Consider the following 13612-nt stretch of genomic DNA (forward strand, 5'->3'; position numbering starts at 1 on the left):
CAAGAAGTCTTTGGCTCCGCTTTGGACAACAGGCTACCATCTCCTACTCATGGAAAAGATTGAAAAGAAGCCGGCAACGGCGAAACCGGAACTATTGAACCGGGAACTGAGCTGGCTGGCCTTCAACCGGCGTGTGCTGCAGGAAGCCCAGAACCCGCAGGTGCCGCTCCTGGAACGCCTCAAGTTCATGGCCATTTTCAGCTCCAACCTCGATGAGTATTTCAAGGTGCGGGTAGCTACTTTGCGGCGCCTTGTGAAGCTCAAGAAAAAGACCCGTGCCAAGCTGGGCGAAGACCCGGCTGAGCAGCTTAAAAACCTACTGGAAGAAGTGGGCCGCCAGCAGCAGGAGTTCGGCGAAACGTTCCGCACCGGGCTGCTGCCCGCCCTGCGTGAGCAGCACATCCATCTGGTATCAGAGCACGACCTGAGCGAGGAGCAGCAGCAGTGGGTGCAGCAGTATTTCGAGCAGAATGTGCAGGATTTGCTTTCGCCGGTGATTCTCGACGAAAACCTGCACCACCTGTTTCTGAAAGACCAAACGGTATACCTCACCTTTCACCTTACCGAGCCTGAAGCCGGCAGCAAAAAGAAAAAACACGACGCCGACGAGCGCATGATGGTGATGGAGCTGCCCGCCAAGCGCCACGGCGGCCGTTTTGTGCAGCTGCCTGCACAGGGCGCCGAGCGGTATGTAATGTTCCTTGACGACGTGATTCGGTGCTGCGCGCACACGCTGTTCCCTAAGTTTGGGAAGGTGCAGGTACACGCCGTAAAACTCTCGCGCGACGCCGAACTCGACATCCAGGAAGAAGTATCGGGCAACCTGATGCTCAAGATCAAGAGCAGCCTGCAGAAGCGTGAAACCGGCTACCCTGCCCGCCTGCTCTACGACCCGGCCATGCCCAAGGCCGTGCTGAAGGCCATGATGCACAAAACCGGCATCAGCAAGGAAGAGCTGGTGGAAGGCAGCCGCTACCACAACTTCCGCGACTTCTTCGGCTTCCCCGACCTGGGCCTTTCGCACCTTGTGTATGAGCCGCACCCGCCGCTGCCGCACCCCACGCTGCCGCGCACCGGCAAGATGCTGCCCGCCATTGCCGAGCGTGACCACCTGCTGAACCTACCCTACCAGTCGTTTGATTACGTGACGCGCCTGCTTACGGAGGCCGCCCTCGATCCGCAGGTGAGTGGCATCAGCATCACGCTCTACCGCGTGTCCAGCAAGAGCGAAGTGGCCAAGGCGCTGTTGAAAGCCGTGAAAAACGGCAAGCAAGTGACGGTGGTGGTAGAGCTGAAGGCCCGGTTCGACGAGGAAAGCAATATGTACTGGGCCGAGAAGCTTCAGAAAGCCGGCGCCAACGTCATCTATGGCATTCCGGAGTTGAAAGTGCACAGCAAGCTGCTGCTTATTACGCGGGCCGAGGAAGGCCAGAACCGCCTCTACGCCTACCTGAGTACCGGCAACTTCAATGAAGTAACCAGCAACATCTACGCCGACCACGGCCTGTTCACCAGCGACCCGCGCCTGACCAGCGAGGTGGGCGAGGTGTTCCGCTACTTCAACGACCGCCTCGACAAAACCGGGCAGTTCGAGCACCTGCTGGTGGCTCCGTTTGAACTGCGCGAGAAGCTGAACGCCCTGATTGATGCCGAAATAGCGCGGGCTCGCAACGGCGAGGACGCCTACATCATTCTGAAGCTGAATGCCCTGCAGGACGAACGCATGATTCTGAAGCTCTACGAAGCCAGCACAGCCGGTGTGCGGGTGGAGCTCCTGATCCGCGGTATTTCGTGTTTGATTCCGGGCCGCGTGGGCCAGAGTGAGAACATCACCCAGCGCGGTATTGTGGACCGTTATCTGGAGCACGCCCGCCTTTACGTGTTCGGCAACGGCGGCGACGAGAAGCTGTATGTGGCCTCCTCCGACTGGATGGCCCGCAACCTCGACCGCCGGGTAGAAGTGGCTTTCCCCATTCTGGATGCCAAATTGCGGACTGAGGTGCGCCATATGCTGGACTTGCAGCGCCAAGACAGCGTGAAGTCGCGCGACTGGCAGAACAACTTCGTGGGGCCCACCACTGAGGTGGCCGCCAACGCTGCCGTAGTGCGCGCTCAGTTCGACACGTATGCCTGGCTGAAGAAGAACAGCCGCCGCCGCAAAACCGTGTAACTGGCATTTGATTGGAAGAACGTCATGCGGAGGCGGCGCCTCTGCATGACGTTCTTTTGCTTTATCATAGCACCTGCTAAACACAACCTTCACACGGAAGTAACACAGGAACAGTACCTTTGTGCTGCCCGCTGCCCTGTGCCGGCCGGCGGGCCCGCGGCAACCAACGCCGCACGCATCAGGTAAAATGCCCTGATAGCCACCCTTCGGCAGCTTGCCAGAACGGTTTCTGTTTCACCTTAGCACTTCCACATCATGTTGTATTCTTCCTCCGCCACCCGTTTTGCCACGGCTCTTACACCTACCTTCCACGAGCTGAAAGTTTGGCCCGCGTGCTTCGCTGCCGTCCTCGATGGCCGCAAGGCCTTCGATGTGCGCTTCAATGACCGGGACTACCAGATCGGGGATGCGGTGCTGCTGCGCGAGTACGAGCCCGAAAGCGAACAATACAGTGGCCGAAGTACCGAGCGCTGGATCAGCTACCTGCTGCAGGGTGGCGCTTTCGGCCTGGAAAATGGCTGGTGCGTGCTGGGCCTTGCCGAGCATCCGCCCTTGCCAGCCGGCGTGAGCGACACGCGCCTCTGGTAAAATAACAGCCTGGATGCCGCTTTCGTTGGCAAAGTCTTCTTTACACCGCCCTCTGCCCGACAGCAGCGGGCGGTGTTGTTTTGCAGCGGCGTGAATTCAGGTCAGCTGTTCCGAGCTGCTATGCACGGAGCGCAGCCATTCTTCCGCCGATTCCACTGTATCAAAAAGCTGAAGGGTTAGCTGAGGGCCAAAGGCAGTGTCGGCCAGCGTAGCCGCTTCGTCCAGGAGGTCGTGCGGCTGCACCACGTGGGCAATGTAGCGCAAGCCCAGCCGCACGGCCTGCGGAGCCCACACACTGCGCAGCCACTCCATCGAATCAAACCAGGGGCCGGAAAGCTGGCTGTTGTCGTTGAGCAGATACGGGCAGTGCAGTTGCTGCATGGCATCCAGGAAGCGGGCTGCCCCATTGTAGGCTTCGTGCGGATCGATGTAGCCTAACCAAGTAGCCCGCAACCAACCGTCGGCTTCGTCATAGTCAAGCGTGCAGCTGCTGCCGTCAACCTGGTCGAGATGCTTAGAAATACGCATAATACAGGGAGATTAGAAGGGAGAAGTCCATTAACGCAAGATGCCTGATGCAGGGTTGCTGGGCCAGGCAATCAATCTGGCAACTCGGCGGAGCCAGTTGGCGCCTGCCTACAGGCTGCCATGAACCTAGACCGGGGCTACGACGTGGCATTTTTCAACGACGAAGGCGTGGCTACCAATTGGCCGCTGGCGCACTAGCCTTAGGCTGGCTGACAGGCCGCGGTGGGCATTTTAGATGCCAAAATGGGTTGGACTGGAGGACGCCATTTTACTATCTTGTTGGCATGTCAACTCCCACCTGCCAGATTCTGCACCGCCCCGACTTGCACCTTACGGTAGCCCGCTGGCTTTCTGATGCACCGCTGCCCACGCTGCAGAACGATTTCGAGGAAGTGCTGCGCGAAGCCCGGCAGCAGCCCGCAGGCAAGTGGCTGCTGGACGTCCGGCGCCGCGACGACGTACCGCTGGGGCTGGTGCACTGGACAACTAATGATTTTTTTTCCGCGGGCAGCCAGCTTGCTGCCAGTGCCACTGCGTGTTGCCGCGTTGGCGTCGCCGGCCCGCATGAGCCGCTACGACGAGTCGGGCCCGCTGCAGGCCGGGTTGGTGTATGGCCTCGACCCCGCACGCCCCTACCGGATGCGTCTTTTCGTGGATGAAGGCGAGGCCATGCTCTGGCTGACAGAAGAAGATTGACCATTGCTGCCGGACGAGCCCTACGCCACTACCAGCTGTGTGCCGGTGTCTCTTTCACGAATATACCGAGGCCCCAACCTGCTACCAGACTGGCAGTAGGTTGGGGCCTCAGTATATTCGTTTAGCCGATAAGCTACTTCTTCAGGAGCTTGCGTGGGGGCACAATGAACAGCTCCAGCGAAGCGTAGGGCGCGCCGGCGAATTTGCTGTCGATGATTTTTTCCCGGTCGGCATTGGTACGGTCGAAAGCGTCGAAAGCGTAGTTGTAGCGGTAGCCGGCTTCGGCCCCAAACCAGATAAAATCATAGATTTCCCGCTCCCAGCGGCCCCGGAATTTCACTTCTGTTTCGCGTAGCTCCAGTGTGCGCAGCGGCTGCTTGTCGGGCTGGCTTTGGCGCACCAGCGGGTTGTTCAGCTTCACAATGTAGTTGAAGCCATCGACGGAGTAGCCGGCAAAGAACAACGACTTAGGCGAAGCATTGTAGCGCGCTGTAATGCGGGCCGGAAACAAGGCCTCTACACCCCAGCGGCTGTTGAAAGTGCGGTTGTAGAGTACGGCCGGGTATACGCTCTGCCGCCCAAACGTGTAGCCCAGCTGCAGACCTACGCCCCAGGAGAAAGTGGGGCTGCGCTTCCAGCCGTACAGAAACTCCGACGACACCCGCAGGTAGTCGCTCACACTCAGCGCCGACGAGGTATAGTCGCCGCTCAGCTCGCCCTTTACCCGGAAAATGTACCAGTTTACCTCGTTCACGGGCCGGATAACGGCCAGTTGGGCACCCAGGGTTTTAAGGGCTTTGTTTTCGATGTTGTCGTATAGCTCGTAGCGGGTAGGCGTGCTGCGAAACTGAAATTCTTCCCGCTCGTAGTTCACGCCCATAATCAGCTTGAGGTGAGGGTGGTTGAGCATCGGGATATAGCCCTTAATCACCAGCCGGGCGTTTTTCTTGGCATCCGCCGAAAAGTCGCTGAGGCCTACCACCTGCGCGTTGGATGTCACCCCGAACGTGGGCATCCGCTCATAATGGAAAATCAGGCCCTTACTGGGGCCCATGCCCACCACCGAAGGCGTGGCAAACTCCTGTCGGCGCACGTCGCCGGTGGCAGTGGTGTCGCCAGGGCCGGGGGCCGGGCGCGGAAATACCGGTGTCGGCGATACAGGAGGCGTCTGCTGGGCCAGGGCCGGAACGGCACCCAGCAACGCGAGTAGCGGCAACGTGCGGCGGATGGATGAAAGCATTATAAAAAGTAATAGCGTGTGGGCAGGCGTAGGGAGCAGGTAGTGTCAACAGCTGGCAGAGCTTTCAGCGAGGCCGAAAGCACTGGCATATGCTGCTAGAACAGAAAGTCGAAGCCCACAAACACCAGGTTTTCTTCCCCTACGGAATAGGTGGCATTAATGACGGCCTGCTTGAGCACATCCACCCAAACTCCACCACCAAATGCCGTGTGGAAGGCCTTCAAACCGGTTTTCACATCGTACGGTGAATACACGCGGGCAGCATCGGTGAGGCCCAGGATACCGAACTTGCCGGGCACGAGGTAGGCGTTGAACTCGAAGAGCTGTATGCGCACCTCAGCGTTGGCGAATACGGAGCTGCGGCCGGCATAACGGGTGCGGCGGTAGCCGCGCAGGTTGGAAGTGCCGCCCAGCGTGTTGGCCTGGTAGAAGCGGTAGTCGCCGAAGTTGCGCGAGCCCCCGATGCGGCCCGCCCAGGTCAGCTGGAACGGAAAGTTGGGCGAGAGGTAGAACCGGAATTCCGAGCTGGCGCGGCCGTACTTGAGCTGCTCGGCATTAAGCTGGTAGTTGTACTCGATGGCGTTGTACCAGCGCAGGCCAATGCGCGGGTTCTTCGGCGACGAAGCCGCGTCGATGTTGAGGTAGGCGCGGCCACCGAGGTAGCGGTTCATCTGGAAGTCGGAGCTACGGATACCCAAGCCGGCATCCTGGAAGCCGTTGTTGTTTTCATCAAGGCCGCGAGCAATTTCGCTGCCGATGGGCAAGCGGCTCACCCGAAACTGGTCGTACTGCGGGCCCACACCGAACTTCATGAAGCTGAATACGTCGCGCTCCAGCATGGGGCTAATGTAGAAGCGCGAGAATCGCACTCGGTATGTTTCGTTGATTTCGCGGTTGCGCGTGCGGCCGGCGCCGTTGCGGTCCAGGATATTGCGTGAGTCGTTGCCTTCGCCAAAGTAGTTGTAAAGCAGCTGCGGGCCATACACCTGAGCATTCACGCGCAAGTCATACTTGCCTACCACATCCACGAAATGCCCAAGGTAGCGCACGTTGTAAGCTTGCTGCGAAGGCGAGTAGTTGGCGGCCAGGCTTTGCTCGGTGGCATAGGGCTCTTTGCGGAAGCCATAGGTGCGGTACACGGCCCCGCCCCCAAAGAACAGCCGGTCGTCGATGTTGTAGCCGAAATACAGCGTTGGGCCGAAGTAGTTGAGCGTGTAGTCTTTGCGGTTGGAACGGTTGTGTACATCGTAGCGGCTCACGTCGATGCCGGGCTCGGTGCGCAGGCGCGTGTCGCGGCCCGGAGTTATTACGTTGCCACTGTCGGCGTCGTAGATGTGGGTGTAGCGGCGGAAGCCTGCCACATTGGACCGGTCCGTAATGGAGTCCTTATCGGTGCCAGCAATGATGCGCAAGCGGGGGCCGCTCTGCACATCGCCCTTCACGTCGTAGATATCCTCGCCTTCGAAGCCGTAGAGGCGCAGCTCCTTGGTGACGTCGTTCTCAAAGGTGCGGTCGAACAGCGTCTTGGTCAGTTCACCTTCCTTGTTGATCTTCTGCACCGTCACGCGGGTTTTGTCGTCGGGGAGGCGCTCCACCACAAACTTCTCCCGCTTCTTGGAGCCTTTCACTTCAGCCACCTTGTTGAGCATGGTGTAATAGTCGGCGGCCACTTCGGGCAGCAGGTCGCGGCGGCTTTTCAGCTTGCCGATGATTTCCTGGGCGTGCAAATCGTAAATCTGCTTGGGCCACCGCTCCCGGAAGGCCTTCTCGATTACCTCGTCAGTGAGGGCCGCTTTCATTTCTTCGGCTTCCTTCACCCACTGCTCACGGCTCACGGAGGCCAAGTACACCCGGTCGTTGCTGAGGGCGGTCAGGTTGAGGCCTTTCCAGTCATCGTAGTCTTTGCCGAAGTTCTGGAAGTTGCGGATGGCCCACTTGCGCGAGGCTAGGTACGGAAACAGGCCGTCGCCCTTGAAGAAAGCCACGTCCCGGTCTTCGGGCACGGCCGTAAACTTCCGGTCGCCGTCTTTGTCTTTTTTCTCGGCCCAGCGCCACTGGTCTTCGTGCCGGTCCCAGTCGCCGATCCACATATCAAAGAGGCGCGAACGGGCAAAGGCCTTTTCGTTGACGCGGTTGTCGTTGTCGTCGGTGATGCGCTCAAACACTTTGTCGGTGCCCACCAGATTTTTGGCGTTGCCGAGCGAGGCTACGTTGTCCTGGTTTTCGTTGGCATCTTCCTCGATAGCGCCGGGCTTATTGGCAAACTGCTCCAGGTACTGGCCCAGCAGTGGGTCTTGCGGAATAAAGCGCAGCTCGGGGTTGGTGTGCAGGATGCCCGCGGCCGAGGCCAGCGGCGGCACAGGCAACGACGAATACGGGTGCTGCGCCGAAATCTGGTCCTGCAGAATATCGGCGGCCGCGCCGGAGCGCAACGCCTCCGGCAGCACTGCCGAAGGGTCTTTGTTGAGGCTGCGAATCGTGAACAGGCGGCCTTCCTCGTTGCGTACTTTCAGCGAGGCCGTCTGCTTGCCCCCACCGATTTTGTAGGGTGTCAGGCCGCCTTTCTCGGTGGCCAGATCCAGCACCGGGAAGGTTACGGGCGTGGCCCACTCCTGGCGGTAATGCTCCCCGAACAGAAACTTATGGAAGCTGCTGCGGTCGGCGTAGCGCGGGTTTACTGCCACCGTCACGGTAGAGTCGCGGAAGTCGGGGCGTGGGGCGGCGGGGGCGGCAGCTGGGCCATTTTCAGCTACCATAGGCTGCGCATACAGCGGCGTACGGAACACCAGGCGGCCGGTTTCGCCGGCTCCTTCCGGAATCCAGAACTCCACCCAGGCCTGGCCATCTTCGTAGTAGTTGACACGCGCAAAGCCTTTCTCCTTGTCCGAGAAGTTGGCATCGGCGTCGCGACCGGCGCGCACGTGCTGGGTTTTGCAGCCCGAGCCGCTCACAATGTGGTGATACGTGCTGGCCTTGAAGTACTGCAGGTTGTGCTCGTGCCCGGCTGCGTAGACGATGTTGGGGTGCTTGGCGAAAATATCCTCCAACCCTTTCTTATACGCCTGGTAGAGCGGGTGCGGAATGTCCTGCGAGATGCCGCCGTATTTGCGCGCAAACGGATACACCGACCCAATGATGGGCATTGGCAGAAACGCGTACTTGTAGACGATGCTCAGCGGAAACAGATGGTCGCCCAGGGTGAAGAATCCTCCATGGATGCCATCAGACAAGAGTGGATGGTGCGCAATCACCATGATGTTCTTGTCCTTATTCTGCGTGATAATATCTTCAAGCTGGGTGAAAAAGTCGGTTTCGTTGGCTACACCGCAGCCGCTATTAGAACCGTAGGGGCGCTCAGACTCGCCCTGCAAAAACCACTGCGAGTTGATGGCAATCAGCACCACATTGTCTTGCAGGCGCACCTCAAACGGACCCGGGCAAGCGTTGCGCGGGATGAAGAAGTCGCCGGTATAGGAAAACGCCGCCGAGTCGTTGGTCATAAAGTCCTCTACAAACCGCTGCTGGCGGTTTACCTGGTCTACAGCGCCCGCGCGGCCTTGCTTCCAGTCGTGGTTTCCCGGAATCATGTATTTCTCGCCCTGGTAGCCACGCAGCACATTCAGCTGGTCTACAATCCGGCGTTCTGATTCTTTGCGGTCGTAGGCGCCTTCTTCGGGCATGCCATACTCGTAGATATTGTCGCCGAGGTAGATGGCCGTGCTTTTAGGGCCCGCCGCCATAATCTGTTTGCGCAGGTAGTTCAGCGAAGGTTCTCCGCCCTTATCGGCCGCAATGGGCTTGCCCACGTCACCAATCAGAAATACAGAGTATTTGATTTTGGCGCTGTCGGGCGGCGTGCTGGCTTCCCACTTTTCACTGCCGTGGTTGTAGTTGGGGCGAGTAGGGTGCGGGCTTTGATCTGGTTTTTGTGCCCAGGCCGGAGCACTACACGCAGCCAGCAGTAAGCCACAGGAAATTAAAAAATGCTTCATAAAGAGCCAGTAGAGAAAAAGAGCGGGGGCGGGTTGCGGCCGGGAGCTGTAGCGCGCCGCTGGTAGTTAGCGGAAATACGAGTAACTTACCCAAACGGCTGCTGCAGTCCGGTCAGTTTAGGTGGCCGGGTGCCTGCCGTACGAAAACTCTTGGTGTACGGTTGAGCCTCCTTCCAAAAACCCCACCGGCCGATTCGCGTTGAAAGGCGGTTGGGAGGCGGAATCCGTCCCTGTTGCACCCCCTTTTCTCTTCCATGGAACCCACGGAAACGCTCCGGCCTGCCAAGGCTGAAAAGTCAGAACTTCTGAAACAGGCCAAGGCCTATATCACGCAGCTTTTCGAAGAGAAGCTGCCCAAACAACTGGTATACCATTCGCTGGACCATACGGTGGCCGTGGTGAAGGAAGCACGTAAGCTCGGCGAAGATACGGGCCTTAGTGCGCCCGATCAGGAAACCTTGCTACTGGCTGCCTGGTTTCACGACGCGGGCTACACAGAAGTGTATGATGGCCACGAGTACCGCAGCATGGAGCTGGCCAAAGACTGGCTGACCCAGCAGCAGTACGCCCCCGAGCGTATTGCGCTGGTGCAGGACCTGATCCGGACCACCCACCGCAATGAGCCCGCCGAAACCGAGCTACAGCAGCTATTGGCCGATGCCGACATGAGCGGAATGGGGCGCGAAGACTTTTTTGCCAACGCCGAGCTGCTGCGGGCCGAGTGGGAAACCACACTAGGCAAAACCTACTCCAGCACCGAGTGGGCCGAGTCGCAGCTGGACTATTTGCATGCGGCCAAGTTCCACACCGATGTAGCTAAAAGCCGCTACGGAGAGCAATTCAAGGCCAACCTCAAAGAGCAGCGCGACCTGCTGAAGAAAACCGAGAAGAAGAAAAAGAAAAGAGACGAAGAAGAAAACGGCACGTTTGCGGAGCCCAAGCGGGGCATCGAAACGATGTTCCGAACTATGTACAGCAACCACATGAAGCTCTCAGACATGGCCGATAAGAAGGCCAATATGATGATTAGCCTCAATGCCGTGCTGCTGTCGGTGATTATTACGTACCTGGGGGCTAAGGCCGGTACCAAGTCCGGGGTGCTGAGCCCGACCATCATGAACAACCCGGTGCTGACCATTCCTATCGGGCTGCTGCTGGCTACGGCGCTGGGCTCGGTGGTATCGGCTATTCTGTGCGCGCAGCCCGATGTCACGAGTTTTAAATGGCTCAAGAAAAGTCCGCAGATTGCCACCAACCGCCGTGTGAACCTGCTGTTCTTCGGCAATTTCAGCAAACTCAGCCTCGACGACTTCCAGAGCGGCATGACCGAGTTGATGGGCAAAAAGGATGCGCTTTACACCAATATGGTCACCGACATTTATTATCTCGGCGACGTACTGACGCGCAAATACCGCCTGCTTCGCATCAGCTACACCATTTTCATGGTTGGCCTGATCCTGACGGCTCTCTCGTTTGGCATTGCGCTTCTGTACAAGATGTAGCCGAACTACTGGGTATACCGCCACTTTGCGGGTACATCAACCCATCAGTTCCTACCTTTGCGCTACGGCTGCGTAGTTCAACGGATAGAATAGGCGTTTCCTAAACGCTTGATATGGGTTCGATTCCCGTCGCGGCTACTCCAACTCCTTTCTGCACAAAGTGCAGGAAGGAGTTTTTGTTTGCACCTGTAGCATACCCTGAATTATTATCAGAAAATAGGAATTATTGACGACCATATTGCAACAAGCAACCCATTATTCCAGATATTTACGTATAGTTCTGCGCTCCGAGTACCCTGCTTATACACCTTTTGCCTAGTACCTTTTAGTAGTTCCGCTCGATGGAATCCTTGCTCTTATCAACTTCCGGCCCAGACCGGCAGGTTTATCTGTATGCCGTATCCGACGGCGTACCGCTGTACTTCAAACACAACGAACTACTGCAGACTGAAGGCTACCGCTTGCTGTGGTGGGGAGTTCCGGAGAGCGTTACGGAACAGGAGGCCTCGCAGTGGGTGGCCAGTTGCCAGCCAGCCCCGACACAATACGTCAACTACGAGCACACCGGCCCATGCCTGCCCACTGCACTGGAGTCCTTTTGGTCGGCGGTAGCACATATGTGCCACAAGCTGGAATACGCTGCCGGCACAATGCCCCGCGAAGTCCTGATTGGTGAAATACCAGCTTAGGCTGCGTTGGAAAAACGCAAGACGGCCTTACCAAGCGTCAAACTATTGTTCGGCTGCTGTGTGGCTACTGAGGAAGCAGGCCATTGGAAACCGCAAATTTGATTAGGGCTGCGGTATTCTTGGTTTGCGTTTTTTCGATGATGTTCTGCCGGTGCGTTTCGATGGTCCGCTTGCTGGTAAAAAGCCGATCGGCAATTTCGGCGTTGGTAAGGCCCTCCGCAATCAGGTGCAATACCTCTAGTTCCCGTTTCGATAAATCCCCCGGCGTCATGCGGTTGCCTGCTGGCGGCACCGTAGTGCGCACCAGTTTGTTGAGCATATCCAGGCCCAATTCGGTACAGAGAAATGGGCGGCCGGCAGCCACCGTCCTGATAGCATGGGATATTTCGGTGATGTCGGCATTTTTAAGCACATAGCCATGAGCGCCGGCCTCCAGCATGCGGTACACATGGTTTTCGTGGTCGAGCATAGAAAGTACCAGCACGCGCAGGTTGGGATACTTTTCCCGTAGATGCCCCATAGTCGTGAATCCATCCATCACGGGCATATTGATGTCGATTAGCACAACATCAGCCGGGGTGGATTCCAGCAGCTCCAAAAGCTGCTGTCCGTTGCCGGCTTCGCCTACTACATCCAGATCAGGCTGCAAACTAAGTAGCGCCCTGATTCCGTTGCGCAGAATTTTATGGTCGTCGGTCAGCAACACTCGAATCATGGCGGCAGGAAATACACAGGTCTGTGTGAAAGCAGTAGCCGAAACCACTAACCATCATTCGAATCACCTAATTGTCAATTTATTACACAATCAAAAAAGCAAACACATCTGCTCCGAGCAATAAAATTACCGAAGCAGCCCCACGGTGATACTTAACTGTTTACGGAATTGTGGAGTGGCGAGACACAGCTTTTCGGAATTCCCTACCGCTTTACGTACTCATACGGTGCATCTGTGGGAAATACGCATCAAATAATTCCTATAAAATCCGTATTTAACTCTTTCACAACCGCTTTCTAGGTAATACTTTTACAATATCAAGTAGCATCGTGCGCACTTGTCATTGCAGGGCCTGTATCAGTACAACAGGTTCTATAACGGCCTGCCCACGGTTTGATCTGAATGTTGGGCGCTTTGCACGCGGCAGCACCCGTTAAAGTGGTTGAGATGTGATGAACGTGTACCGGGAAATTTTACCAGACAGCTATCTGCTGATTCTCAGTGGCTCTGCTACCTCCGATGATTTACCAAGCCTGCAACAGGCGCTAAACCGGGCAGCCTCCAGCGGAAAAACCAGCGTCTGGCTTGACTGTAGCGCATTAGCCAGCTTTCCGACGGCAGCGCTCCGGTTGCTGAGCGACTATTACCTGCGGTTTCAGAGTCGGCGGCTTTCACTGGTGCTGTGCCACCTGACGGATAATGTTGCCGCCATGCTGCAGATGCTGCCGTGGGCGCAGCGCCCTCCCGTAGTGGCTACTTTGCTGGAAGCCGCCATGTACTGCCGCTCGCAGCCCCGCCAGGCTATATAACACTTGCCAGCCCGCTGATGGTCAGGGCTACTACGGCAGTATTGAGCCCGAAGGAAAGCACGCCGTGCAGCAGCGCCAGCCGCCGAATGCTGCGGTCCGTGATACTGACATCGGCAGTTTGGGCAGTCATCCCCACCACAAACGAGAAATAGGCAAAATCCAGGTAATCGGGCTCCTTTTCGTCGCCGGGAAAGGCCAGTCCGCCTTCCTGCCGGTTGGTGTTATCGTAATACAAATGGGCGTAGCGCAGCGTGAAGAGCGTGTGTACCAGTAGCCACGCCGTGAGCACACCCACCACGCCCATCAGCACCTGAGCCAGCTGCAACGGTCCCGGCCCCTGCCGCACCGAGGCCAGCAGTTCCACCACCGCCAGCATACTGGCACTGCACGCTACCAGCACCACCACAAACGACAGCACCCGCCCCGGATCTTCGCGGGTAGCTACGCGGCGAATATGGCTTACCTCGGCGGTCAGCATGATGCCCCAGGTAAGCAGCAGGGTACAGAGGGCAAACGCGTCCCAGGCCAGAAATAGGCGCATCATACGTGGCCAGTCGGCAGGGGTACCGGCGTAGAGCAACGCTGCCGGCAACAGCCCGGTAGACAGCCGTTTCCAGGCTGGCAGCAACTCCAGACGCTGAAACACAAGTTGGCCGAAACGGGGAGCAGAATAGGCCATAGCA

General features: G+C 57.7%; 11 protein-coding genes and 1 tRNA gene. 7 read left to right on the top strand and 5 right to left on the bottom strand.

The features are described from left to right. Positions 1-49: 49 nt before the first annotated feature. Together ppk1 and H8B14_RS03780 are read left to right on the top strand one after the other, a co-directional pair. On the top strand, positions 50-2170 hold the full coding sequence (gene ppk1 / locus H8B14_RS03775) for a polyphosphate kinase 1 (protein ID WP_187314244.1): 2121 nt from the start codon (positions 50-52) through the stop codon (positions 2168-2170). A gap of 255 nt (positions 2171-2425) precedes the next feature. After that, complete coding sequence (locus H8B14_RS03780) at positions 2426-2758, top strand: ASCH/PUA domain-containing protein (protein WP_187314245.1); 333 nt, start codon at positions 2426-2428, stop codon at positions 2756-2758. 96 nt (positions 2759-2854) lie between these two features. Here the strand turns inward: H8B14_RS03780 and H8B14_RS03785 are convergent, their stop codons facing one another. Further along, positions 2855-3286 (bottom strand): hypothetical protein, encoded by a 432-nt coding sequence (locus H8B14_RS03785; protein ID WP_187314246.1) that lies wholly within the window; start codon positions 3284-3286, stop codon positions 2855-2857. Between the two features lie 489 nt (positions 3287-3775). Between H8B14_RS03785 and H8B14_RS03790 the strand changes: the two genes are divergently transcribed. Beyond that, positions 3776-3982, top strand: a complete 207-nt coding sequence (locus H8B14_RS03790) for a hypothetical protein (protein WP_187314247.1) — start codon at positions 3776-3778, stop codon at positions 3980-3982. Between the two features lie 133 nt (positions 3983-4115). Here the strand turns inward: H8B14_RS03790 and H8B14_RS03795 are convergent, their stop codons facing one another. Both H8B14_RS03795 and H8B14_RS03800 read right to left on the bottom strand, forming a co-directional pair. Next, entirely contained in the window at positions 4116-5222 is a 1107-nt protein-coding gene (locus H8B14_RS03795; protein ID WP_187314248.1) for a DUF6268 family outer membrane beta-barrel protein, read from the bottom strand. 95 nt (positions 5223-5317) lie between these two features. Beyond that, on the bottom strand, positions 5318-9214 hold the full coding sequence (locus H8B14_RS03800) for a metallophosphoesterase family protein (RefSeq protein ID WP_187314249.1): 3897 nt from the start codon (positions 9212-9214) through the stop codon (positions 5318-5320). A gap of 254 nt (positions 9215-9468) precedes the next feature. Here H8B14_RS03800 and H8B14_RS03805 point away from each other — a divergent pair, with 254 nt between their 5' ends. The 3 genes from H8B14_RS03805 (at position 9469) to H8B14_RS03815 (ending at position 11405) form a co-directional block, all read left to right on the top strand. Next, complete coding sequence (locus tag H8B14_RS03805) at positions 9469-10716, top strand: Pycsar system effector family protein (RefSeq protein WP_187314250.1); 1248 nt, start codon at positions 9469-9471, stop codon at positions 10714-10716. A 66-nt stretch (positions 10717-10782) separates the two neighbouring features. Continuing rightward, positions 10783-10854: transfer RNA gene (locus H8B14_RS03810), tRNA-Arg, on the top strand. A gap of 203 nt (positions 10855-11057) precedes the next feature. After that, positions 11058-11405, top strand: coding sequence for a hypothetical protein (locus tag H8B14_RS03815; protein WP_187314251.1), 348 nt, complete (start codon positions 11058-11060; stop codon positions 11403-11405). A 64-nt stretch (positions 11406-11469) separates the two neighbouring features. On the opposite strand, the gene H8B14_RS03820 is transcribed toward H8B14_RS03815, so the two are convergent. Next, positions 11470-12120, bottom strand: coding sequence for a response regulator transcription factor (locus tag H8B14_RS03820; protein WP_187314252.1), 651 nt, complete (start codon positions 12118-12120; stop codon positions 11470-11472). 452 nt (positions 12121-12572) lie between these two features. Here H8B14_RS03820 and H8B14_RS03825 point away from each other — a divergent pair, with 452 nt between their 5' ends. After that, positions 12573-12929, top strand: a complete 357-nt coding sequence (locus tag H8B14_RS03825) for an STAS domain-containing protein (protein ID WP_261989901.1) — start codon at positions 12573-12575, stop codon at positions 12927-12929. On the opposite strand, the gene H8B14_RS03830 is transcribed toward H8B14_RS03825, so the two are convergent. Beyond that, positions 12922-13608, bottom strand: a complete 687-nt coding sequence (locus H8B14_RS03830) for a DUF1345 domain-containing protein (RefSeq protein ID WP_187314254.1) — start codon at positions 13606-13608, stop codon at positions 12922-12924. The two genes, H8B14_RS03825 and H8B14_RS03830, sit on opposite strands and share 8 nt — an antisense overlap. Positions 13609-13612 lie beyond the last annotated feature (4 nt).

The sequence above is a fragment of the Hymenobacter puniceus genome, from assembly GCF_014333525.1.
Taxonomy (GTDB): domain Bacteria; phylum Bacteroidota; class Bacteroidia; order Cytophagales; family Hymenobacteraceae; genus Hymenobacter.